We start from the raw sequence: 22,899 nt of genomic DNA on the forward strand, positions 1-22,899 counted from the left end.
TTTTGCTAATATTATTCAATAATATTGCTCACAACACCAGCACCAACGGTCCTACCGCCTTCACGAATCGCAAATTTAGTTCCCAACTCTAACGCAACAGGGCTAATCAATTCTACAGTGATTTTCACATTATCGCCAGGCATAACCATTTCTACGCCTTCAGGAAGGGTGATAGAGCCAGTCACATCAGTCGTGCGCACATAGAATTGCGGGCGGTAGTTGGTGAAGAATGGAGTGTGTCTCCCGCCTTCTTCTTTAGAAAGGACATAAATTTCTCCCTCAAATTTCTTGTGCGGAGTGATAGAACCTGGTTTGCATAGAACCATACCGCGCTCTACTTCTTCTTTTTTAGTTCCTCTCAAAAGCACGCCCACATTATCGCCGGCTTCACCTTTTTCTAACTCTTTTCTAAACATTTCCACACCGGTTACAGTCGTTTTTTGTGTAGCTCTGATACCAACGATTTCCACTTCATCGCCCACTTTCACCACACCTCTTTCAATCCTGCCTGTAACCACAGTTCCTCTACCCGCAATAGAGAACACATCTTCAACCGGCATCAAGAAAGTTTTTTCAGTGTCTCTTTCTGGAGTAGGGATATAAGCATCCACTTCAGCCATGAGCTTAAGCACTTTTTCGCCCCATTCACCCACATTGCCAGCTTTTGCTTCTTCTAAAGCTCTTAAAGCTGAACCCGCTACGATAGGAGTGTCATCGCCAGGAAATTCATACGCGCTCAACAATTCGCGCACTTCCATTTCTACCAACTCTAACAATTCTTGGTCATCTACCATGTCTTGTTTGTTTAAGAAAACAACGATGTGAGGCACGCCTACTTGACGAGACAATAAGATATGCTCCCTGGTTTGAGGCATAGGACCATCAGCTGCAGAAACAACCAAAATCGCTCCGTCCATTTGCGCCGCACCGGTGATCATGTTTTTTACATAGTCAGCGTGTCCTGGGCAATCCACATGCGCATAGTGTCTGTTTTCAGTCTCATATTCAATGTGAGAAGTAGCGATAGTGATCCCTCTTTCTTTTTCTTCAGGGGCGTTATCAATATTATCATAGTCTTTCATTTCTGCAAGACCTTTCAAAGAAAGCACCGCTGAAATCGCTGCACTCAAAGTCGTTTTACCATGGTCTACATGCCCAATGGTTCCAATATTAACATGCGGCTTAGTTCTATTAAACTTTTCTTTTGCCATTTGTATTTCTCCTTAATTTTTTGAAATGGATTTTAGAATTATACTAAACAAAATCCTAAGTATTCCTAAATGCTACCACAAAATTTAAGACATTTCTGTCTTATCGCCATTCAAGAGATTATAAACTGGAGCCTATAAGCGGAATTGAACCGCCGACCTCTTCCTTACCAAGGAAGTGCTCTGCCTCTGAGCTATATAGGCGTCTCAAAAACTAAAATGTTATCCTAAAAATGGAGCGGGAAACGGGACTCGAACCCGCGACCCTCAGCTTGGAAGGCTGATGCTCTAGCCAACTGAGCTATTCCCGCATCTATAAAACAAAATGGTGGTGAGACGTGGATTCGAACCACGGAAGACATAGTCAGCAGATTTACAGTCTGCCCTCGTTGGCCACTTGAGTATCTCACCAAAAACTTTGCAAAATAACATTTCAACTGGAGCTGGCTAAGGGACTTGAACCCCCGACCTGCTGCTTACAAGGCAGCTGCTCTACCAACTGAGCTAAGCCAGCAACAAATTAAACAAATTAAAGACTTGGGATTATAGCAGTTTTACGCTTAACTTGTCAAGAAATGATGACAGAAAGCTGAATTATTCGTATGGCACAGAGCATGGTTAAAATTTTAGCTATAATCTAGCTCAATTTGGCTTAACACAGCTCAAAGCTCATTAATATATAAAAGAATTTATGGACACTTAAATTATGGCGAAAAAAAAACATAAAATTTCTACTTTAAAATACTTTTTGCGCTCTTTAAAGCAAATCTACATGCTCATCACTTTCAAGGAAAAAATGGTTTTTTTCTTGCTTGTGTTGATGGCTGTTTTTTCTTCCTTTGTGGAAGTGATGTCTCTAACTCTCCTAATGCCTTTTATCACTCTCGCTTCCGATCCTAATAGGGCTTTAGACGATAAAGATTGGAAAATGGTTTATGATTTTTTCCATTTTTCATCTCCCGTTCGTCTTATGTATTTCTTTAGTTTTTGCTTAGTAGGGATTTATTTGTTCAGGATGTTTTATGGGGTGTCTTTCACTTATTTGAAAGGGCGTTTTTCCAATAAAAAAGCTTATCAAATCAAGCAACAACTTTTTTTACAGCACATTAAAAGCAACTACCTCTCCCACCTTAACCACAACTTGGATTCTTTAAGAGATATTATCAATAATAAAGCGGATGGCATGTTTATGAGCTTTAACGCTTTTTTGAATCTACTCACCGAATTAACCGTGATCGTTTTTTTCTATTCCACGCTATTAATCACTAACTGGAAGTTAACGCTTGTATTCACTCTAATCATCTCTATACAAATTTTTATCATCACTAAAAAAATCACCGTTCTTATCCAAAAAAAGGGCGAGATAGCGGCAAAATCTAGGGCGCAAACGCTTAAAGTTTTTTCCAAATTTTTCAGCAATTTCAAAATCACTAAACTCAAAGACAACCACGAAGAAGCCCACAAGCTTTTTGGAGAAAATAGCCGTAAAGCCCATGACACCGAGATCATTTACGCCACTTTACAAGTAGTCCCCAGGTATTCATTAGAAACGGTGGGTTTTAGTTTGTTGATTTTAGCGGTCGCTTACATTTTATTCAAATACGGCGAAGCTAAAATGGTGCTTCCTACCATTTCTATGTATGCTTTAGCGCTTTATCGCACGCTCCCTTCTGTTACTGGCGTTTTGAATCAATACAATGAAATCGCTTACAACCAGCTTGCGACTAACATTGTTTTTAAAAGCCTTACTAAAACCATCGTTGAAGAGGATTTAGTCCCTTTAGACTTTAATAAAAAAATCACTCTCCAAAACATCTCATTCGCTTATAAGTCAAAACACCCGGTTTTAAAGAATTTTAATCTCACCATTCAAAAAGGCCAGAAAATCGCTCTCATAGGCCATAGCGGGTGCGGAAAATCCACGCTGGCGGATATTATTATGGGGCTTACTTACCCTAAAAGCGGGGAAATTTTTATTGATAACACCCTTTTAACCAACGAAAACAGGCGCTCATGGCGTAAAAAAATAGGCTATATCCCCCAAAATATTTACCTTTTTGATGGCACTGTGGGGGATAATATCGCTTTTGGGAGCGCTATAGATGAAAAACGCTTGATTAAGGTGTGTAAAATGGCTCATATTTATGATTTTTTATGCGAGCATGAGGGCCTTAAAACCCAAGTGGGCGAAGGGGGCGCTAAGCTTAGCGGCGGTCAAAAACAGCGCATAGGCATTGCAAGAGCCTTATACGATAACCCTGAAATTTTGGTTTTAGATGAAGCCACTTCAGCCCTAGACAATGAAACCGAGAGTAAAATCATGGATGAAATCTATCAAATCGCTAAAAATAAAACCCTAATCGTTATCGCCCACCGCTTAAGCACGATCGAACGCTGTGAAGTCATCATTGATATGAGCCAACACAAAGACAATCTTGTCTAAAGTTGGCTTCACTCTTTTATAAAGTTTTGCAAATCAAACCCCTTAAAGCCCTCCAAATACTTCCCTTGATAGCCATCTTGCCCCACTAAATTTTTCAAAACCTTGCTGTTGTAACCCAAAAACGCCACTTCATTAGCCTTAGCGCTTTCATAGTCATTGACGCTATCGCCTATCATTAGCATGCGGCTTGGGTTATAGGCATATTTTTGAATGATATTAGCAATGATTTTAGGTTTATTGGGAGGACTCCCTTCAACGCTCTTAAAATACTTAGTAATCCCTAAAAACTCGCACAACACTTGCAATTCGCTATGCAAGACCGCTGAAGCGATATGGAAAATGTAATTTTGATAATGCTTATCAATAAACGCCATCACTTCGCTATTCAAATGCCCCCTATCAAAAAGCTTTTGTTCTATGATAGCGCCAAACTCTAGGGCTAATGCATCCACTTCTTCTTGAGCGATAGGAGTTTTTAAAATCTCATTATAAAAATATTGGATTTTTTCATTCCTTGAAATCCCCCCACTTTGATAATGATAAACTTCAAATTGTTTCAAACTCTCTTTACTATCGTTGCCATGCTTTTGAAACAACGCCTTAAACCCTTCATATTTTAAATGCATGCTGTCAAAAATCACGCCATCAAAATCCCATAAAACCACTTCAAGTGCCATGATTTCCCCTTTTTTATAGGCTTATTTTGGTTTCATTTTACCTTATTTAAGCGGTATTTAAGCGATTATTTTTATCATTATTGGAGTATCTTGGATTGGTTTTAATCAAATACCGCCCGCTAAAGCCTCATTTAAAACTCTAACGCTCTTTAGACTTTTAACTTAAAGCTCGTTTTTAAAGGTTGGGTTGTTTTGACTCTTATTTGATAAGAATATGCAAACACTCTTTGGTGTGCACGGCTTTATGGGTGCGTTTGTTATCCGCTTTAAAACGCATGTAAGTTTTGGTAATTAGGGAGTAAGTGCCGTATTTTTTTAAGATATTTTTAATCTCTGTCTCACTCATAAGCCCTTCATTGTTATAGCTTAAAAAAATATATTTGAATTGCGCTTTTTTGATCAAGTTTTCAAAAGCGTTTAAGATTTGAGAACGAGAGCAAAAAGAGGATTTCTGGTAACTGGGCAAGCCGGTTTTGCCTTTTGGAGCAAAGGGCGTATAAGCAGCAATCGTGTTCAATAAATGGTAATTCGCCCCGTATTGCCTCGCATTGTAAGGAGGGTCTAAATACAAGATATCCCCTGAAATCTTTCCGATCAACTCGCTAGCGTCTTGCTGGTACACTTCATTAGCGTTTAAACTCACATCAAAATGAGCACCTTTTAAGATAAGTTCTTTTTGAGCGCTTTTTTTAAGGCGTTTTAAAAAAGCCCCATAAACTGAAGCGGTGTTAGCCACCTTGTCCGCACTCTCTAATAGCGATGCGAGCAAAAAATAATACGCGCAATTATCAATGTTTTGAGAAAGCTTAAGCTCTTCAATTTTTAAACGCATCGCATCAATTTTTTGAGCGTTTGTTTCGCTAAAATACTGCCTTGAACTCCCCCCTAAAGAATAATACGAATAGATAAAGCCCTTTTTTAAAGCAACGCTATTGAGCCCATTAATAAGCTCTTCTTGATTAGGGATTTCTTGAATGTTGCCGATATAATTTTGATTCAAAACAAAGCTATAATACTCCAAATCATTAGAAATAACCTTATTAACAGCTTTTTTAAACACACGCCCCACAATGCCCGTCCCAGCGAACAGATCACAAAAAATCGCGCCAGAGAGATCATTGCCCGCAACCGCATGGATATTTTCCTTAATAAAGGGAATGAGCTTGTATTTAGAGCCGATGTAGTTCATTGCAACCGCTATAAAGTAGTTTTTTGATGGTATCCAATTTGATACCCATCACCATAGCCTTTTTGATACCTTTCATTGTATATCCTATCATTACAAGTTTTCCTGTATTGTATGGGGTCATATTGATAGCAACCCACACAGCCGTCATATTCAGCCTCCCCTTCATAAAAAGGATAATGATTGCCAGGAATTTTTCTTGCATCAAATCTATAGCCAGTCTCTTTGCATTCTTTACAAATCTGGCGTTTCTTATCATTACAAGCTTTGCATAAAGCCTGAAAATCATCAAAAGTCTGTGCGTTTGAATCAGAAACTCTTGAATCATTTTTGCGGTCGTCTTTATGATCCATCTCTATTTGAGTGTTTTCAGAGTTGCCGCGCGCACCGCACATCGCACAACATTGTTGCTTATAGTGGTTTTTAATGTCTTGACAGATACTTTGGTTAAAAACACATTCGGTATTATAGCCATTCAAGCGTATTCTATCAATAAAATTCCCTAGAGTTTGCCCCTTATCAAACTCCAAATTAAATTCTTTAGCTAAAGATGAGTTATTCCTACCAACTCCCCCATTACCTAGCTGTAATCCTTGGTATTTTCCTACAAATTCTCTAACGCTTACCCAACGACTCACCCCATTTTCATCAGGTTGTGCGAGTTCCAAAAATAACTCTTTTTTACTTTTACTCATTTTAAAAAACCTCTCTATAAAAAATTCTAATCAATTTACCTCAAAATAACCCGCATCGCTCAAATTAGCTCAACCGCTTATTTAAAATTAACGATCCTTTGTGATGGTTTTAGCTTTAGCGCCTACAGCCGTAGAACCCGTGGGTAAATCTGAAAGCACCACCGCATTAGCCCCAATCCTCACATCATCGCCCACGCAAATCGCACCCAAGACCTTAGCCCCTGCCCCAACTACCACTCGGTTGCCTAAAGTAGGGTGGCGCTTGCCCTTAAACTTGCCCGTACCCCCCAGAGTTACGCCATGATAAATGGTAACATCATCTCCAATCTCTGTGGTCTCGCCAATCACCACACCCATGCCATGATCAATAAAAAGCCCTCTCCCAATCTTAGCGCCCGGGTGGATTTCTATCCCAGTGATAAAACGCGCCAACTGAGAAAGCGCGCGCGCAATGAAGTAAAACCTCCGCTTGTGCAACGCATGCGCTAGGCGGTAACAAAGCAACGCATGAATGCCCGGATAAAGCAAAAGAACCTCCCACTTATTCCTGGCTGCCGGGTCTTCTTGCAAGACACGCTCCAGGCTATAAGACAGATCTAGCATGACAGAGTCTCCGGTTAAAATATATTTGGATCAACATGAGCAGATTTTTCTCATCCATTCCAATAAAACTTGATGCAAATTTTTCTTGCCATTATACCTAAACTCACACTCCTTTTAAGGGAGTAAAAACGCTCTCTCTTTTAATCCCTTCAAATTCGCTTAAACAATCCTTTAAAAAGGCTTAAAAAAACCCGCTAATCCATCATTGATTTGGCATTTATTTGGAATAAAACTATTTTAAACGAAAAAATAAAAAGCAGATTGAAAAAAATTACTAGTAGTGGTGCCGAAGGTCGGACTCGAACCGACACGGGATTGCTCCCACCAGATTTTGAGTCTAGCGTGTCTACCAATTCCACCACTTCGGCGTATCATAGAGTAAAGAGTGAGATTATACCCACTTATTCCTTAAAGAAACTTAATGGTGCACTGGGCGAGACTCGAACTCGCACGAGATTGCTCCCACCACCCCCTCAAGATGGCGTGTCTACCAATTCCACCACCAGTGCTAAAAATCTAAAACAAATATTATAGCTAAATCATGCTTTTTAAGCAATAATTTAGCTCATCAAAAACCCTTAACTTAAGAATGGGTTACTATAAATAGCGATAATAGCAAACACTAGAGTATAAATCACTTGCGCTTCAATCATCGCCATGGCCACGAACATGGTTGTGAGCAATTTACCGCCCACTCCTGGGTTTCTCGCTGTGCCTGTAATGGTCGCTGCGGCCGCATTCCCCATGCCGATCGCCCCACCAAAAGCGGCAATCCCTAGACCGATCATCGCTCCTAAGATAGAATAAGATTTAATCATATCCATCCCACCCATGCCACCATCATGAGCGAAAGCAACGCCCGCTAAAGCCAGAAAAAATAACGCTAAAAATTTCATTTTCGCACTCCGTTTCAAAAATTAGGCTTGATTTTCATTTCGAATCGTTCCTCTACTTTCAAAAATACAAGCAAGGACTCATTTTAATCTAAATTTGCTTAAAATCTCTTTTAAAAACGCTTTTTAAAAATTTTAAGCCAAATCCAAAGCGATTTTACCCTTATTGAAACTAATCACCCTACACCTGATGCTATCGCCTTCTTTTAAGATCACTTGACACCTGTCCATGTTTTGCTTTCTTAACAAGCCTTCGCCTCCCTTAGGCAAGCTTAAAAACGCCCCAAAATCCACGATTCGTTTCACTTGAGCTTCTAGCACCTCATCAATAGCGTATCGCTCCAATTCTTGATCTAAAGAATGCAAATAGTTTAAAATAAATTCTTTAGTTTTTAAAACGCGCTCTTTATTCCCCATGATTTTCACTTCACCGCTCGGTTTGTTCAAATCAATCTTAACCTCAAACCTTTCTACTATCTCTTTAATCACACGCCCCCCTTGACCGATAATTTCTACAATTTTATCGGGCGTGACATTAAAAATTTCAGTCGTGGGCAAATGGGAAAAATTGATCACAATCTTTTCTTTCGCTTCATGCATGATTTTTAAGATATGCTCTCGCGCTCTTTTGGCTTGGAGTAAGGCTTGGTATAAAACCTCTAATTGGATACCGCTCATTTTGGTATCCATTTGCATAGCCGTAATGCCTTCTACATTCCCGGCAATCTTAAAATCCATATCGCCTTCGGCGTCTTCTAAACCGCTAATATCGCTTAAAATGGCGTGATCTTGCCCTTCGCTCACCATGCCCATAGCCACCCCAGCGACTAAATCATAAATTTCCACACCGCTTGCATAAAGGGCTAAAGACCCTGCGCACACACTCGCCATTGAGCTTGAACCATTGCTTTCTAAAATCTCAGAAACCAATCGTATCACCTGCTCTTTATTTTTAATGCTCGTTTCTAAGGCTCTTTTAGCCAAATTCCCATGCCCTAATTCGCGCCTTGAAGTCGCGCCAATAGAACTCGCTTCGCCCACGCAAAAAGGAGGGAAATTGTAATGGAACATGAAGCGCTCTTTAATAGGGGCTTTATGCTCCAAACTCTCATGGGTTTGAGCGTCATTATCCGTGCCTAAAACCCCTACCACTAAGCTCTGCGTTTGCCCCCTAGTGAATAAAATGGAGCTATGCGCCATAGGGAGCAAGTTACTCTCTATCAAAATGGGCCGCACTTCTTCTAACGCGCGCTTATCTGGGCGGATTTTATCTTGAATAATCATGCGTCTGATCTCGGTTTTTTTCACCTTCTCTAAAGACCATTCAATTTCTTCTAAACTGAATTCTGAGTGGGCTTCGCTGATTTTTCTAGCCACTTCTTTGAAAACATTTTCTCGCTCGCTCAAAGCAGAACTTTCAATGCCTTTGATGATTTCATCAAAATACTGATTTGTTAATAAATCTAACAGCCTTTCATTAAAAATTATTCCTTGGCTTTCTTTAAAAAGCAGCTCGTTTTGGTGGGGCGTGAAAACCTCTTCATAAAGCGTGCAAGTTTCTTTCAAACTTTTTTGAGCCAATTCTAAAGCTTTTAGCATTAAAGGCTCTTCTAAAGCGTTTAATTTTTGCCCCAAAGAGCGCATTTCTATCATGTTCAAACTCTCTTTTGTGCCGGACACGAACAAATCCAAACTGGATTGATTCAAAAGGCTTGTGTTAGGGTTAATGATAAATTCGTTATCCACCCTAGCGATCCTGCAAGCGCTCACGCTTTTAATAGGAGCGATATGGGCTAAAAAGAGAGCGGCTGAAGCGGCGTTTAAAGCAGAGACTTGCAAATCGTTTTCAATATCATGGCTTAAAACCATTAAAGTGATCTGTGTAGGGTAGCGGTAGTCTTTAGGGAATAAAGGGCGTAAAGTCCTGTCTATGAGCCTAGAGGTTAAGATTTCAAAATCTTGCGCCCTGCCTTCTCTTTTAACAAAACCGCCCGGGATTTTACCGGCTGCATAAGATTTTTCTAAAAACTGCACCACTAAAGGCAGAAAATCTTCACTCACAGGCTCTCTTTCTATACACACGCTCGCTAAAATAAGGGTTTTTCCTAAGCGATACATTAGAGAGCTGGTGGCTTGTTTGGCCACTTGTTTGAGAGCGAACTCTTCGGTTCTGTTACCAGAGTTGATGGTGATAAAATCCATATTTAATGTTCCTTTTTTAAATTAGGCGCGTTGTTAGCGCCCAAGTATTTTTCAATTTCTTCATTGCTTAATCGCTTGAGTTCTTTATAATGATGCTCCACAGAGACAAAACATTCAGGGCGGTACACGCTAATCACCCCATCGCACAAGCTTTCTAAGCCTTGAGCGACATTTTGCGCGAGAATGGGGGTTAAAATATAAATGTCTTGGCATTCTTTTTTCAAGCAAGTTTGCACGCCTAACCCTGCTCTAAACCCGGTTTCAATCCCCCTATCTACGATAAAAATATTTTTATCTTTTAAGCTTTTGATCGCATTGCCTTTGCGATACTGATAGATGCGAGACAGAATATCTTCTTCATAAGCCCGCTTGGCTTCCCCATAAACATAGTCTAAAGCGATGTCAAAGGAATTGATTAAACTTTCATTCATCACAATATCCATGCTTTCACTCACTAAAGCGATCTCGCATTTTGAGTTTAAAGGGGCTAAGATAGGTTCTAAAAAAAGTATATCATAAGTCGCTCCAAATTTTTGCGCTAAAGCGTGAGCTAAATACAGAGCGTTAAAACTCAAAGCGAGCATGATGGAATCTTTTAAATCAATGTGGCGCGTGTGGATTTCATTAATCAATTTGTTTAAAGCGTCTTCTTCATTGATAAAACGCATGCCCTCAATATCGGTGATATGGCTAAAGTCCGTATTCAAATGCATTCCTTTTCTTACTTACGCTGTAAAGAGCGGTAAGTTACATTGGTTTTAGTGATCGGTGAAAAGTCTAATTCTAGCTTAACATAGTTATTTTCAAACACTCTTATAGGTTGGTTGGGATCGCCGGTGAGGATAGGGCGTCTTTGATTGACGAATTGAAAGCCAATCCCAAAACAACGGATTTTTTTATAAATCCCCACATTCCAATTTAAAACCACATTATTTCTAATATCATAACCCACATCCGCGCTCATGGAAAAATAGCCAAAGTCGTTGCTAAAACCCGCCTTTAAATAATCCGCAGGATTTTCTACAATGCTATTAATCCCACTGCTAAAATTGTTTTTTAAAAAGTAAGAGAGGTTAAAGCTTAAAAACTTGCGTTGGTAATTGGCGTTCACGGAGATTTCTTCTAGGCGGTTTTGATAAAACGAATAAAAGACATTCCCAAAAATATTCAATCCCGTTAAGGGCGAAAACCCGATCTTACTCTCTAATGGCATTCTAAAGGGCGAAACTTTATCGTCAAGATTGATGAGTTGCGATATTTTAAAATACAACAATTCTTGCCCTCTTAAGCCATAAAGGTATTGCGTTAGGGTTAAATCCACCGTCTTATTGCTCGCATTGCTAGGTAAAATGCTGTTAGGATTCCACACAGAATCATACAAACGCCCTTGATAATCATAATCTCTCAATAAAGGCGAAGTGTAGCTGTTTAAGGCTTGCGCGCTTAAAGCATACATGTTTTGAGAAAATAAGCCGTTTTTAAAGGTGTAATAAGGGATGTTGAAAATCGCTTCTAGTTGGATCGTGTGGAAAAGCTTGTTGTATTCTCTGGCTAAATCCGTATTGACATACATGGAAAAATTCGAAGACACAAAATTCCCAAATTCCCTTGATTCATTAGGGATCGTAGGCACGAAAGAATTTTTAGATTGCATTAAAGCCACATTAGATAGTTGGAGATCGTTCCAAAGCCCTAAAGATAAATACTTTTTAAACAAAGAAAATTGCAAGCCCACCGGCACATTCAAAGCGTTTTGCACATAGCCATAGCCGATCTCTCTTGCGGTGTTTCTAAACTGATAATCCACCGAATACAATAAATTCCTAAAATACAAAGAATTTAAATATTTATGGTATTGCAAATTAGGGACAGATTGGAAAGTGCGGTTATTGTTGATTTTATTCAGGTTTAAAAAATACTTGATATTCAAGCCGTAATAATGATTTTCTGTTTGCAAATAGTAATTCGCCCTAGACATGTGCGTGGCGTCTGTGATACGCTTATTGACCTTTTCAAAACGCACATAGTCCAAATCGTTCATGTATAAAAAGTCAATGTAATGCCCGTTGTCAATATTAGACTTAAGATGGAAGTATTTTTGTAAAGTGTCCCTACTGGAGCTTAAAAATTCAAAACCATAGATATTTTGATTCCTCAAATCATAGCGTTTGACGTATTGGGTGTAATTCCTAAAATAGCGCGCGTTGAATAAAAACCTGTCGTCTTTAGAGTTGATGTAGCGCGCTTCAAAATTCAAGCCAAAACCCCTTTTATAGCGGATTTGTGGGGTAAAGGTCATATCCCATGAGTTTTTGGGGGCTAAATAAAAGGGTTGCAAATAAATAAAGCCGTCTAAATTGGAAGTACCAAACTCAGGGTATAAAAACCCGGTAGTTCTTTTATTGCTCGTGGACATGAAAATATAGGGCAAATACAATACAGGAATATCACCGACATAGATCTTAGGATTCCACATAGACAAATGCGATTTTTGCATATTAAATGAGCCTGAAGTCGCATTGACATGCCAAATGGGGTTATCAATGCTGCACCCTGAAGCGCTCATGTTTTTAATCTTGTATTTTTGATCCTTCCCGCTGGCAATATCCGCGCTCACCCAAATCCCGCTCACGCTGTCTTGGACATAAAAGGGGAAAATGATTTCATATTTTTCATTCAAACTCAATTTCACGTAATCGGTTTTAACGAGCAAACCCTCGCCCCTATAAACCTTGATATTCCCCTCTAATAACGCTTCTTTGGTTTTAGTGTCATAACGCACCTTGTCCGCTAGAATATACACATCATAATTCAATAAGATCGCATTCCCTGATGCGGTTATCACATTGTCTTTAGCGCTCACTTTATCCGCAAGGATTTCAAAAATCTTATGGTTTTGTTTGTCAAATCGTTGCATAGCGATTTCTTTAGCGTCTAATGCACTCAACAAAAAAAAGACCGCCAAATACAACCAATAAATCATGATTAAAACAACACCAAAAGACTTTTGCTTTTTTCTTCATGCCATGCCCTATGATAGGGGTTTTTAAATACTACAAACCATAAAAAGGGGCATAGAAAAACCACGATCTTTAACCCTAAACGCTTCAATAAAATAGCCCTACTGGGGCAATCTGCTAAATAAATATCAATAATTTTAATCCTAAAAACCAGTTTAGCCAAACTCATCTTACACAAACACACAAAAAAGATTTCATAAACGCCATACAAGATGATAAAACTCACTATGACAAACACGCTGTAATAAATGGGGTTAGCTAGCCAGTATAAAGAATGTAAAAAAGTGCATGCCCCTAAAAGATCGCTCAATAAAAACGCCACCAACAAACCATCGGTTAAAAACGCTAAGATGTGCCAATACAAGGGGCATAAACGCATTTTTTCACGCATAAGGAGTGTTTCTATGATTTCGGTTTCTTCTTTTTCTAAATTTGGAGAGCGCATTCAAAAACAAACAAGACAAACTCTTTGGTTTGTCTTAAACTTTAACCTTTAAGAATATTCTTTCAAATCTAACACCTTAAAACCAATATCCTTGCGATAAAACATGCCTTCAAAATGCACCTTTTGAGCGATTTCATAAGCATGGTTTCTGGCTTCTAATAAGGATTTTCCCCTACCAATGGCAAAGATCACCCTCCCCCCACTGCTTTCAAACACGCCATTATCCTGCTCCACCTCCCCTAAAATCAAATGACCCTTTTTTTCATCAACCGGATCAATATAAAGGGTTTGTTTGGGCGAAGAGCTAGTGGGGTAATTCCTAGAAACAAGCGCCACACTCATCACAAATTCTTTAGAAAACACCAATTCAAGAGAATGCAATTCCCCTTTGGCTGTGGCCAAACACAAATCTAAAAGCGAGCTTTCTAAAAGGGGTAAAATCGTCTGGCATTCAATGTCTTTAAAACGCACGCTAAAATCCAATAAATACGGCTCTAAAACGCCTTTTTCTTCTATGATTACAATTTCAGCGAGTAAAACCCCTTTAAAAGGCGTGTTGTCAGCCTGAAGTTTCTCTAAAGTGGGTTTAAAGATATGATTTTTTATTTTCTCTTCTAATTCATTAGAGAAAAAGTTTGCAGGAGCGATGGCCCCCATACCCCCCGTATTGACCCCATTATCCCCCTCTAATAAGCGTTTGTAGTTTTGGCAAAAGGGCAACAAGATAAAATCATCATTGGCTATGAGCGCTGTAACTGAAAGCTCAAACCCCTCTAAAAAAGGCTCTATGATCACAGGCTCATTGCTTTGCTTGAAAGCGTCTTCAAGGATTTTTAGTGCTTCTTCTTGATGATGAACAATGCTTGTGTTTTTATTCAACGCCTTAATCACTAAGGGGAAAGAAGCGTTTTGAATGTAATTGAGGGCTTCTTTTAAGTCGTTTGTTTCAAAGTAGGATGCGCTTTTGATACCGCACTCTTTAACAAAAGCTTTCATGTAGCTTTTGGAAGCCTCTAATTTCGCCGCTTCTTTAGAAGCCCCAAACACTAAAATACCCGCTTTTTCTAGCATCTCTGTAAGCCCTAAAATCAAAGGCTCTTCTTCTGAAATGATAGCTAAATGGATCTGTTTTTTCAGGGCCAATTCCACGATATGCTCGTAATGTTCGCATTCCAGATTTTCGCCTAAATCTTGAGTGCCACCATTACCCAAACAAAAATACAAAGCATTCACTCGCTCATCTTGCTGAAGCCTTTGAGCCAAAGCATACTCTCGCCCCTTATTCCCCACAATTAAAACATTATAGTTATTGTTATCTTTCATGTCTTCCCTAAAATGTGGTTGTTTTTCAACCCAGATGACCGCTACTTTTACATGCGCATAAGTTCAACAAACCTACACTAATAAGGCTAGGAGGATCTTCTTAGGGGCAGATTTAAAAAATGCCATCACACAAAAACCACTACCTTAGCCTAACTTATTTTTTCAACGAACTTGCCATCAAATAAGAAACGCAAATCACCCAGGCGATGCTTACAATTATACTTAAATTTTAAAGAAATTCCATGCAAAAATATTCAAGCGATCCGTGATAGTTTTAATTGGCGTTTAGGCGCTTTAAGAGAAACTGACTGATTTATTTCAACCTTTCTTTATACGCCGCTTCCAAACTGCTATACCCTTTTTTCAATTCTCCCACATCCCCAAAAGCCACTACTTTAGCTTCTTTTAAAAAAATCGCGCTGTCTAAATACTTTTCCACATCCACCACCAAATGCGTAGAGACTAGCAAGCTTGCGTTTTGGCTAAACTCCTTAGCGATTAACTCAAAAATCTCTTCTCTTGCAATAGGGTCAATCCCAGCCACCGGCTCATCAAAAAGATACAAAGAAGCGTTTCGTGATAGGGTTAAAATCAGTTGCAATTTTTCCCTCATGCCTTTTGAAAGGGCTTTGAACTCTCTTTTTAAAGGCACGCTGAAGCGTTTGAGTAAATTTAGGGCTTTTGATTCATCAAAATCGCTAAAAAAATCCTTGTAAAAAGCGATCGCTTTTAAAGGCGTTAATTTAGGATCTAAAAAATCGCCATCGCTTAAAAACGCCACGCTTTTTTTAGTCTCTATGCCGATCTTTTGATCTAAAATTTTCACTTCCCCTTGATAGTTCAAATTCAATCCGGCTAAAATCTTTAACAGAGTGGTTTTACCCGCCCCATTAGGCCCTAAAAGCCCTATAAATTGCTGTTTGGGTAGTTTTAAATTGATATTGTCTAACGCTTTTAAACTCCCATAAGTTTTAGTCAAATTCTCTATTTCTACTAGCATTTTAATTCCCCGAATTTGCGCACTCTTTTGTAAAAATCGCTAATGATATTTTCTAAATCTTTAGGGGTGAAATCAGGCCATAAAATCGGCGTGAAAAACAATTCCGCATAGCTGGACTGCCACAATAAAAAATTAGACAAGCGCATTTCCCCCCCTGTCCGTAACAACAAATCCACTTCCGGCAAATCATGCGTGTCTAAACGATTGGAAATTTCATTTTCTAAGCTTTCTATATTATTTATATGGCTAGGTGGGCTTTCTAATAAGCTTTTAAACGCCCTTGAAAGCTCGTTTTTAGATCCGTAATTAAGGGCTAAAACTTGCGTAAAATCCTTAAAATGCCTGGTATCGTTTTCAAGCCGTAAAATCGTATCTCGTAGTTCTTTAGAAAAGCCCTCTAAATCCCCTATCGCCCTGAAGCGTATGTTATTATTTAAATAAGTGGATCGCTCATCTTTAAGGTATTTTTTAAGCATTTTCATCAAAAAATCCACTTCACTTTTAGGGCGTTTCCAATTTTCCGTAGAAAAAGCGTATAAAGTCAAGCATTCTAACTTATGATTAGCGCACCAGATCGTAATGTCTTTTAGGGTTTTTACGCCTTTTTTATGCCCATAAGCCCTAGCCTTATTCTTTAATTTAGCCCACCTGCCATTACCATCCATAATAATGGCAAGATGTTTGAGAGCGTTATCCAATGCCTTTACCCTTTAAAGAAAGTCCTTAATTATACACCATTAAAGCGTGCAAGCATCCACTAAATAAGCGATATGCTGCCAAGCAAATTGGGTTTTTTCACTCAAACCAATTTCACAAGTGCTAGAAGTGGAAAAGCCCCTTTTAAGATCATAGGATTGATAAAATTCTTGAAAGCCGTTTAAAGCACTCTCGTTTAGTTCAGGGGTGAAAAAGCCCTTATTCCCCGCAAAACCGCAACAACCCGTCTCTTTATGGATAACAATCTCGCCCAAAGTGCATTTTTTAGCCAAATTGAACAGCAACTCTTCTTTATTCTCTAACTTTAAAGCACACATCGTGTATAACCCTATGTCTTCGTTAATGGGGTTGAATTTTAATTTTGGGCTTAGAACTTCTTCAATATAGACGCTCAAATCATAAACTTTCAAATCCTTATAAGCTTTCATTTGCTTGAAAAAATGCATCGAGCATGCGCTGTGGTCTAAAATAATGGGGATTTTTCCCTCATCGCTTAATTGTAAAAAAATCGCATGGTTTTTTTCGTTGTTTTGCTTGGTTAAATCGGTGTAATTGATAAAGGCTTTCCCGCAGCAAAGCGCATTCAATCCATTAGGATACATTACCGAAACTTTGGCTTTTTGGCATAAGGATTCAAACACTTCTTGAATGCATCTTTTATCCGCCATTTTGGTTGATGGAGCGAACGAGCGGTTGATACAGGTGCTGAAATAAATGACTTTTTCTTCGCTCTTATGCGTTTTATTTTCTAAAGGGTAGGCGTTGTTTTTGGGCATGTAATGAAAGGCTTTAGGGAAGGGCTTGATGAATTTTTTAATCCCTTTGGTTAGGCTCACCAAGTTGTGAGGGCCTATGAGTTTTTGAACCACGAAAGCGCTTTTTAAAGAAAAACGAGCCGCGCTTGTGGTTATTTGCATGTGATTAAGGATCTTTGAAGCGATCTTTTCGCCTTTAGGGTTTTTTTGATAATAATTTAAAGCGATCTTTCCGGTATCAATTTCTAAAGGGCATAGCATAGAGCACATATGGCACACTGCGCAAGTGGCGTGGGCTAAGTATTCAGACTCTTTTAAAAGCTCATCTAATAAAACCTGATCTTCATCATGACCATGACTTACCCTTTCTTTTAAACGCTCTATCTCTCTGTGGATAACGATGCGTTGTCGTGGCGTTAAAGACAAATCTTTACTGGGGCAAATCCTTTCACAAAACCCACATTCCATGCACATGTCCAAATGCTCTTCAATAGGGTAAATGCTCTTTAAATTTTTAGTGTGGATTTCTTTATCGTTTGTGATGATCACATCAGGGTTTAAAAGGCCATTAGGATCAAACAATTCTTTGATTTGTTTGTGGATCTTATAGGCTTTTTCTCCCCACTCCATTTCCACAAAAGGGGCTACCATTCTGCCTGTGCCATGTTCGGCTTTAATAGAGCCAGAGCTTTCACTCACCATTAAAAACATCTCAGAAACTAAATTTTCAAACGCCTTTCTTTCGGTTTCATTTTCTAAAATCGGCGTAACGACAAAATGCAAATTCCCGCTTAACGCATGCCCAAAAATAATGCCATTATCCTTAAAGCCATGTTTTTTTAAAAGCCCTTCAATCGCTTTTGCCCCCTCTACAAAATCCTCTTTGCTGAAGCACACGTCTTCAATGATCACAGAGCTTTGGCTTTTTCTTTTTGACGCTGCGATAGGGAAAATGCCTTTTCTGATCTTCCACCACGATTGATAAATATCAGGATCACTACTGATTTGAGAATCTAAAACGACCGGTACCGCGTTCAAAGCGTTTAAAATCGTTTGCATGTTGTTTTCTAAAATCAAAGGATCATCGCTTTCGCTTTGAATGAGTAAGCATGCGTTAGGCTCTTTGACTTCTAAAACCACGCTAGGCATGCCCTCTAAACCTTTCACGCTCTTTAAAGACGCATAATCCATAAGCTCTGCTGAAGAAATCATTTCAGGTTGTTTGGCTTTTAAAGCGGCTAAGATTTGAGCGGCTTTAGCGCATTGCTCTAAATTTTCATAAAACAATAACGCGCAAGTTTTATAAGCGTAGTCTTTCACGCATTCTAATCCCACGCTTGAAATAAAGCCTAAAGTCCCCTCAGAGCCTATGAATAAATGGCTGATGATTTCAATCGGATCTTCAAAATCAATGAGAGCGTTTAAGCTATAGCCGGTGGTGTTTTTGATCTCGTATTTTTTCTTAATCAAGGCATGCAATTCTTTGTCTTTTAAAATCTCTTTTCTTAAATTCAAAACCCCTTCAATCAAATCCTTGCGCGCGTTTTTGAGACTCTCAACGCTCTCTTGATTAGCCGTGTCTAAAAGCGTGCCATCAGCTAAAATGACTCTTAAGGATTTTAAGGTTTTGTAGCTATTTTGCTCCACCCCGCAACACATCCCGCTAGCGTTATTAGCGACAATCCCCCCTATCATGGCGGTGTTTATCGTAGCGGGATCCGGGCCTATTTTTTTATGGTAAGGTTTCAATAAAGCGTTCGCATGGCTTCCTATGACTCCGCATGAGAGCTGAATGCTTTGAGCGTTGTCTAAAATGTGAGCGTCTTTGAAAAAATGCGCCACCACCACTAGCACCCCATCACAGATCGCCTGCCCTGATAAGGAGCTACCAGCCGCTCTAAAAGTCAATGAAACGCCATGCTTTTTGGCTAAAGCACAAAGCTTTTGGACTTCTTCTTCATCTTTCACCCAAGCGACTATTTTAGGGATATAACGATAACATGACGCATCAATGCCATAAGCCAAACGGCGTAAATAATCCTTAAAGATCCGCTCGTTTAAAAACCCGCTCGCTTCGGCAAAAAAAGCATGATAATTTTCTTCCACACGCACTCCTTAAACATTCCTATTTATCAAATCATTGTAACATAACCTTACTTTAATAATTAAGGATAAACATGCTTGAATATTATGCAATCAGTTTAGAAGAAGTCAATTTCAATGATTTTATCGTGGTGGATGTGCGCGAATTGGACGAATATGAAGAACTGCATTTGCCTAACGCCACGCTCATTAGCGTCAATGACCAAGAAAAGCTCGCTGATTTTTTAGCCCAACACAAAGATCAAAAAGTATTGCTCCACTGCAGGGCTGGTCGCAGGGCTTTAGATGCGGCTAAAAGCATGCATGAATTAGGCTATACGCCCTATTATTTAGAGGGCAATGTCTATGATTTTGAAAAATACGGCTTTAGAATGGTCTATGATGACACTTGCGATAAAAAAAACTAGGCATGAGGGAGATTGTATGGGTGCATTCTCAAAGAATCGCCCCTTATAAGACTCTCATTTTAAACGAATTGCGCTACTATCCTTTAGAATTGGATTTAACCCCTTTTAACGCCCTGATTTTCACTTCTAAAAATGCGGTGTTTTCCTTGCTAGAAACCCTAAAAGACAGCCCCAAACTCAAAATTTTACAAAACATTCCTGCTTACGCTTTGAGCGAACCCACCGCCAAAACCTTACAAGATCACCATTTTAAAACCGCCTTTATAGGGGAAAAAGCCCATGGCAAAGAGTTTGTTCAAGAAATCCTTCCTTTATTGGAAAAAAAAAGCGTTTTGTATCTCAGGGCAAAAGAGATTGCCTCTTCTTTGGACACCATTCTTTTAGAGCATGGCATTGATTTCAAGCAAGCCGTTGTTTATGAAAACAAGCTCAAACATTTGACCTTAAGCGAACAAAACGCCCTAAAACCCAAAGAAAAGAGCGTTCTTATTTTTACCGCTATAAGCCATGCAAAAGCCTTTTTACACTATTTTGAATTTTTAGAAAATTACACCGCTATAAGCATTGGCAACACGACCGCTCATTATTTACAAGAGAAAGGCATTCAAAGCTATATTGCTAAAAAGCCTTCCTTAGAAGCGTGTTTAGAACTGGCTTTAAATTTGAGGGTTAAGGAATATTAAAAATATCTTATTATAATGCTCTCCATTGATTTTTAAAGGATGATACATGAATCTTGTCTTTTTATGGGCCGCTTTAGGGGGGGCTATAGGGAGTTCGTTGAGGTATTTTGTGGGCAAAATAATGCCCAGTAAATTTTTAATGTTTGAAAGTTTCCCTTTAGGGACTTTTAGCGTGAATCTCATAGGGTGTTTTGTCATCGGCTTTATGGGGCATTTGGCCGCCAAAAAAGTTTTTGGTGATGATTTTGGGATTTTCTTTGTAACCGGGGTTTTAGGGGGTTTTACAACCTTTTCTTCTTATGGATTAGACACTTTAAAACTCTTGCAAAAATCCCAATACCTTGAAGCCATTTCTTATGTCTTAGGCACTAATATTTTAGGGCTTATTGGGGTGGCTATCGGTTGGTTTTTGGCTAAAAATTTTGTAGGCATTCATTAAAAAACGCTTTCTAGCGTTTTATTAACGCTTGATTAAAGCAGAGCCTACAATCACAACAGCCACAAAGCTATTTCATCGGCCATGAAAAAATCGCTCGCTATCAATCGGTTATCTTTAATGAAAGCCTTATTTTCTTCAATCAAAAACTTTACTTTATTTTCATCTAACAAACTAAGCTCAACCCCCAGCTCACACCTCAAGCCTAAAAACAATTTTTCTAAGCGCTTGTCTTGTTTATTAAGCGTCTCAACTTGGCGTTGTAGGGGGTCTTTGATGTAGTTTTCTATGAGTTTTTTCGCATAAAAGCGCTCATTCGCCACGCAGCCCACAGCCCCAGCCCCACACCCTAAATAATCTTTAGCCCCCCAGTAAGCTAAGTTGTGTTTGACTTGGTAATTTCTAGCGTAATTAGACACTTCGTATTGCTTGAAAGAAAAGCCCTCTAAAATCTCTCTCACCACATTGTCAAAATGAGCGCATGAGGGTTTTTTGGCGTTTTTTTCCAAATTCGTGTTTTTTTCAACGCTCAAAGCGTAAGCGCTCAAATGGTTGATAGGGAGTTCTTTAGCGAGTTTTAGTTCTTCTTTTAAAGAGTTTTCATTATCTAATGGGGTGTTATAAATCAAATCAATGCTGACATTTTCAATCCCGCTTTTAAAAATAATTTCTATCACGGGGGCGATATTTTTGGAATGTTGGCGCTCTAAAAACAACAATTTATCCTCCCTAAAACTTTGCACCCCTAAACTCAAGCGGTTGATCCCTAAATCTTTTAAGCCTTGACACCAAGCTTTAGAAATCAATTCGGGGTTAGCTTCAGTGGTGATCTCACATTCCATGCTCAAGCGTGCATGTTGATGAATGCTTTCAAAAATCCTTTCAAAAGCCTTCACGCTTAAAGTGTTGGGTGTGCCGCCGCCAATAAAAATACTTTCAATTGGTTCATCAGTTTGACTTAAGGCATGCTTTAAATCCAGGCATAACGCTTGAGTGTATTCTTCTTTTAGCCCATGCTTATTTTCATAGGAATTGAAAGCGCAATAACCGCATTTATTTTCACAAAAGGGGATATGAATGTATAAAATCATATTTATTTCTCTCATTTTCACTTCATTTTAAGCAAAGCTTAAACTTGTAATTGTATCATTTTAAGATCATTTTGATAAGTAAGGAGACAGACGATGAAAAAGGTTATTGTGGCTTTAGGCGTTTTGGCGTTCGCAAACGCTTTAATGGCAACCGATGTTAAAGCTCTTGCAAAAGGTTGTGCCGCTTGCCATGGGGTCAAGTTTGAAAAGAAAGCTTTAGGCAAAAGCAAAATCGTCAACATGATGAGTGCAGCAGAAATTGAAAAAGATCTTATGGATTTTAAAAGCGGTGCTAATAAGAATCCTGTCATGACCGCGCAGGCTAAAAAATTAAGCGATGAAGACATCAAAGCTTTAGCCAAATACATCCCCACTCTCAAATAAACTCTCTCATTTTTTAATAGCGTTATTCGGACGCTATTAAAATGAGTTTCAAACCCTTTTTTTAATTTTTGATTTTAATGGTGCTCTTAACCCTACTTAAAGCCAGCATACACTATAATACGATCTTAATCACATTAAGAAAGAGCTAGAATAAAGACCTATGCTACATAAAAAATATCGTCCTAACGTTGCGGCCATTATCATGTCGCCAGACTACCCTAATACATGCGAAGTTTTTATCGCTGAGCGCATAGATATTGAAGGGGCGTGGCAATTCCCCCAAGGGGGCATTGATGAGGGCGAAACCCCTTTAGAAGCACTTTATAGAGAATTATTAGAAGAAATTGGCACGAATGAAATAGAGATTTTAGCGCAATACCCCAGATGGATCGCCTATGATTTCCCAAGCAATATGGAGCATAAATTCTATGCGTTTGACGGGCAAAAGCAGCGCTATTTTTTAGTGCGCCTAAAGCATGCGAACAACATTGATTTGAACAAGCACACGCCAGAATTTAGAGCTTATCAATTCATCCATCTTAAGGATTTGCTTAAAAAAATCGTTCCCTTTAAGCGTCAAGTGTACCGCCAAGTCATCGCTTATTTTAGAAAAGAGGGGTATTTATAG

At 39.0% G+C, this 22,899-nt stretch carries 21 protein-coding genes and 6 tRNA genes; 6 read left to right on the forward strand and 21 right to left on the reverse strand.

The window, feature by feature from the left end:
- Positions 1–11: 11 nt before the first annotated feature.
- The 5 genes from tuf to EWZ81_RS03500 all read right to left on the reverse strand — a co-directional run bounded on the left by tuf (position 12) and on the right by EWZ81_RS03500 (position 1,722).
- Positions 12–1,211 (reverse strand): elongation factor Tu, encoded by a 1,200-nt coding sequence (tuf, locus tag EWZ81_RS03480; protein WP_001040578.1) that lies wholly within the window; start codon positions 1,209–1,211, stop codon positions 12–14.
- 126 nt (positions 1,212–1,337) lie between these two features.
- Positions 1,338–1,412 (reverse strand) — tRNA-Thr (locus EWZ81_RS03485).
- A 30-nt stretch (positions 1,413–1,442) separates the two neighbouring features.
- Positions 1,443–1,519 (reverse strand) — tRNA-Gly (locus tag EWZ81_RS03490).
- A gap of 15 nt (positions 1,520–1,534) precedes the next feature.
- Positions 1,535–1,619, reverse strand: a tRNA-Tyr gene (locus tag EWZ81_RS03495).
- A 27-nt stretch (positions 1,620–1,646) separates the two neighbouring features.
- Positions 1,647–1,722 (reverse strand) — tRNA-Thr (locus EWZ81_RS03500).
- A gap of 192 nt (positions 1,723–1,914) precedes the next feature.
- On the opposite strand from EWZ81_RS03500, the gene EWZ81_RS03505 reads away from it, so the two are divergent.
- Positions 1,915–3,651, forward strand: coding sequence for an ABC transporter ATP-binding protein/permease (locus tag EWZ81_RS03505; protein WP_165549027.1), 1,737 nt, complete (start codon positions 1,915–1,917; stop codon positions 3,649–3,651).
- Positions 3,652–3,659: 8 nt separating this feature from the next.
- On the opposite strand, the gene EWZ81_RS03510 is transcribed toward EWZ81_RS03505, so the two are convergent.
- From EWZ81_RS03510 to EWZ81_RS03580, 15 genes are all read right to left on the reverse strand, one after another.
- Complete coding sequence (locus EWZ81_RS03510; protein WP_165549028.1) at positions 3,660–4,328, reverse strand: HAD family hydrolase; 669 nt, start codon at positions 4,326–4,328, stop codon at positions 3,660–3,662.
- Positions 4,329–4,527: 199 nt separating this feature from the next.
- Positions 4,528–5,517: a DNA adenine methylase gene (locus tag EWZ81_RS03515; protein WP_165549029.1), complete on the reverse strand. Its 990-nt coding sequence runs from the start codon at positions 5,515–5,517 to the stop codon at positions 4,528–4,530.
- Positions 5,518–5,525: 8 nt separating this feature from the next.
- Positions 5,526–6,209: an NlaIII/IceA1 family type II restriction endonuclease gene (locus EWZ81_RS03520; RefSeq protein WP_165549030.1), complete on the reverse strand. Its 684-nt coding sequence runs from the start codon at positions 6,207–6,209 to the stop codon at positions 5,526–5,528.
- 87 nt (positions 6,210–6,296) lie between these two features.
- Positions 6,297–6,812 (reverse strand): serine O-acetyltransferase, encoded by a 516-nt coding sequence (cysE, locus tag EWZ81_RS03525; RefSeq protein ID WP_000886349.1) that lies wholly within the window; start codon positions 6,810–6,812, stop codon positions 6,297–6,299.
- A 281-nt stretch (positions 6,813–7,093) separates the two neighbouring features.
- Positions 7,094–7,180, reverse strand: a tRNA-Leu gene (locus EWZ81_RS03530).
- 54 nt (positions 7,181–7,234) lie between these two features.
- Positions 7,235–7,321: transfer RNA gene (locus EWZ81_RS03535), tRNA-Leu, on the reverse strand.
- A gap of 69 nt (positions 7,322–7,390) precedes the next feature.
- Complete coding sequence (locus EWZ81_RS03540; RefSeq protein ID WP_000669961.1) at positions 7,391–7,708, reverse strand: F0F1 ATP synthase subunit C; 318 nt, start codon at positions 7,706–7,708, stop codon at positions 7,391–7,393.
- Between the two features lie 132 nt (positions 7,709–7,840).
- Positions 7,841–9,907 (reverse strand): polyribonucleotide nucleotidyltransferase, encoded by a 2,067-nt coding sequence (locus EWZ81_RS03545; RefSeq protein WP_165549031.1) that lies wholly within the window; start codon positions 9,905–9,907, stop codon positions 7,841–7,843.
- Between the two features lie 2 nt (positions 9,908–9,909).
- Positions 9,910–10,614 carry a phosphoribosyltransferase gene (locus EWZ81_RS03550; protein ID WP_001090657.1) on the reverse strand — a complete coding sequence of 235 codons (705 nt, stop codon included), beginning with the start codon at positions 10,612–10,614 and terminating at the stop codon, positions 9,910–9,912.
- A 14-nt stretch (positions 10,615–10,628) separates the two neighbouring features.
- Complete coding sequence (gene lptD / locus EWZ81_RS03555) at positions 10,629–12,890, reverse strand: LPS-assembly protein LptD (protein ID WP_165549032.1); 2,262 nt, start codon at positions 12,888–12,890, stop codon at positions 10,629–10,631.
- A 2-nt stretch (positions 12,891–12,892) separates the two neighbouring features.
- On the reverse strand, positions 12,893–13,372 hold the full coding sequence (locus EWZ81_RS03560) for an RDD family protein (protein ID WP_108392261.1): 480 nt from the start codon (positions 13,370–13,372) through the stop codon (positions 12,893–12,895).
- Between the two features lie 48 nt (positions 13,373–13,420).
- Positions 13,421–14,695 (reverse strand): phosphoribosylamine--glycine ligase, encoded by a 1,275-nt coding sequence (purD, locus tag EWZ81_RS03565; RefSeq protein ID WP_165549033.1) that lies wholly within the window; start codon positions 14,693–14,695, stop codon positions 13,421–13,423.
- A gap of 313 nt (positions 14,696–15,008) precedes the next feature.
- Complete coding sequence (locus EWZ81_RS03570) at positions 15,009–15,695, reverse strand: ABC transporter ATP-binding protein (RefSeq protein ID WP_165521316.1); 687 nt, start codon at positions 15,693–15,695, stop codon at positions 15,009–15,011.
- The gene (locus EWZ81_RS03575; protein ID WP_165549034.1) at positions 15,689–16,393 is read right to left on the reverse strand and encodes a di-trans,poly-cis-decaprenylcistransferase; all 705 of its coding nucleotides are present in this window, start codon (positions 16,391–16,393) and stop codon (positions 15,689–15,691) included. Before EWZ81_RS03575 ends, EWZ81_RS03570 begins: the two co-directional genes overlap by 7 nt.
- A 39-nt stretch (positions 16,394–16,432) precedes the next feature.
- A complete protein-coding gene (locus tag EWZ81_RS03580) occupies positions 16,433–19,273 on the reverse strand; it encodes an FAD-linked oxidase C-terminal domain-containing protein (RefSeq protein ID WP_165549035.1) in 2,841 nt (946 codons plus the stop codon).
- Positions 19,274–19,344: 71 nt separating this feature from the next.
- Between EWZ81_RS03580 and EWZ81_RS03585 the strand changes: the two genes are divergently transcribed.
- The 3 genes from EWZ81_RS03585 to crcB are packed head-to-tail and all read left to right on the forward strand — an operon-like array spanning position 19,345 to position 20,799.
- Positions 19,345–19,677, forward strand: coding sequence for a rhodanese-like domain-containing protein (locus tag EWZ81_RS03585; protein WP_165549036.1), 333 nt, complete (start codon positions 19,345–19,347; stop codon positions 19,675–19,677).
- Positions 19,678–19,679: 2 nt separating this feature from the next.
- Complete coding sequence (locus EWZ81_RS03590) at positions 19,680–20,360, forward strand: uroporphyrinogen-III synthase (protein WP_165549037.1); 681 nt, start codon at positions 19,680–19,682, stop codon at positions 20,358–20,360.
- Between the two features lie 46 nt (positions 20,361–20,406).
- Positions 20,407–20,799 carry a fluoride efflux transporter CrcB gene (gene crcB, locus EWZ81_RS03595; protein ID WP_165549038.1) on the forward strand — a complete coding sequence of 131 codons (393 nt, stop codon included), beginning with the start codon at positions 20,407–20,409 and terminating at the stop codon, positions 20,797–20,799.
- Between the two features lie 50 nt (positions 20,800–20,849).
- Here crcB and hemW read toward each other — a convergent pair whose 3' ends face one another.
- Positions 20,850–21,887, reverse strand: coding sequence for a radical SAM family heme chaperone HemW (gene hemW / locus EWZ81_RS03600; protein WP_165549050.1), 1,038 nt, complete (start codon positions 21,885–21,887; stop codon positions 20,850–20,852).
- A gap of 93 nt (positions 21,888–21,980) precedes the next feature.
- On the opposite strand from hemW, the gene EWZ81_RS03605 reads away from it, so the two are divergent.
- Positions 21,981–22,271, forward strand: a complete 291-nt coding sequence (locus EWZ81_RS03605; protein ID WP_033599402.1) for a c-type cytochrome — start codon at positions 21,981–21,983, stop codon at positions 22,269–22,271.
- 160 nt (positions 22,272–22,431) lie between these two features.
- Positions 22,432–22,899, forward strand: coding sequence for an RNA pyrophosphohydrolase (locus EWZ81_RS03610; RefSeq protein ID WP_079340445.1), 468 nt, complete (start codon positions 22,432–22,434; stop codon positions 22,897–22,899).

Source organism: Helicobacter pylori (assembly GCF_011140715.1).
GTDB lineage: Bacteria > Campylobacterota > Campylobacteria > Campylobacterales > Helicobacteraceae > Helicobacter > Helicobacter pylori_DA.

Excerpts from the sequence above, each read along its gene's own strand:
- EWZ81_RS03605 (WP_033599402.1), top strand. The coding sequence starts at position 21,981 with ATGAAAAAGGTTATTGTGGCTTTAGGCGTTTTGGCGTTCGCAAACGCT.
- EWZ81_RS03515 (WP_165549029.1), bottom strand. The coding sequence starts at position 5,517 with ATGAACTACATCGGCTCTAAATACAAGCTCATTCCCTTTATTAAGGAA.
- crcB (WP_165549038.1), top strand. The coding sequence starts at position 20,407 with ATGAATCTTGTCTTTTTATGGGCCGCTTTAGGGGGGGCTATAGGGAGT.
- lptD (WP_165549032.1), bottom strand. The coding sequence starts at position 12,890 with ATGATTTATTGGTTGTATTTGGCGGTCTTTTTTTTGTTGAGTGCATTA.
- cysE (WP_000886349.1), bottom strand. The coding sequence starts at position 6,812 with ATGCTAGATCTGTCTTATAGCCTGGAGCGTGTCTTGCAAGAAGACCCG.
- hemW (WP_165549050.1), bottom strand. The coding sequence starts at position 21,887 with ATGATTTTATACATTCATATCCCCTTTTGTGAAAATAAATGCGGTTAT.
- EWZ81_RS03560 (WP_108392261.1), bottom strand. The coding sequence starts at position 13,372 with ATGCGCTCTCCAAATTTAGAAAAAGAAGAAACCGAAATCATAGAAACA.
- EWZ81_RS03520 (WP_165549030.1), bottom strand. The coding sequence starts at position 6,209 with ATGAGTAAAAGTAAAAAAGAGTTATTTTTGGAACTCGCACAACCTGAT.
- EWZ81_RS03510 (WP_165549028.1), bottom strand. The coding sequence starts at position 4,328 with ATGGCACTTGAAGTGGTTTTATGGGATTTTGATGGCGTGATTTTTGAC.
- EWZ81_RS03610 (WP_079340445.1), top strand. The coding sequence starts at position 22,432 with ATGCTACATAAAAAATATCGTCCTAACGTTGCGGCCATTATCATGTCG.
- tuf (WP_001040578.1), bottom strand. The coding sequence starts at position 1,211 with ATGGCAAAAGAAAAGTTTAATAGAACTAAGCCGCATGTTAATATTGGA.
- EWZ81_RS03590 (WP_165549037.1), top strand. The coding sequence starts at position 19,680 with ATGAGGGAGATTGTATGGGTGCATTCTCAAAGAATCGCCCCTTATAAG.
- EWZ81_RS03540 (WP_000669961.1), bottom strand. The coding sequence starts at position 7,708 with ATGAAATTTTTAGCGTTATTTTTTCTGGCTTTAGCGGGCGTTGCTTTC.
- EWZ81_RS03570 (WP_165521316.1), bottom strand. The coding sequence starts at position 15,695 with ATGCTAGTAGAAATAGAGAATTTGACTAAAACTTATGGGAGTTTAAAA.
- purD (WP_165549033.1), bottom strand. The coding sequence starts at position 14,695 with ATGAAAGATAACAATAACTATAATGTTTTAATTGTGGGGAATAAGGGG.
- EWZ81_RS03545 (WP_165549031.1), bottom strand. The coding sequence starts at position 9,907 with ATGGATTTTATCACCATCAACTCTGGTAACAGAACCGAAGAGTTCGCT.
- EWZ81_RS03585 (WP_165549036.1), top strand. The coding sequence starts at position 19,345 with ATGCTTGAATATTATGCAATCAGTTTAGAAGAAGTCAATTTCAATGAT.
- EWZ81_RS03505 (WP_165549027.1), top strand. The coding sequence starts at position 1,915 with ATGGCGAAAAAAAAACATAAAATTTCTACTTTAAAATACTTTTTGCGC.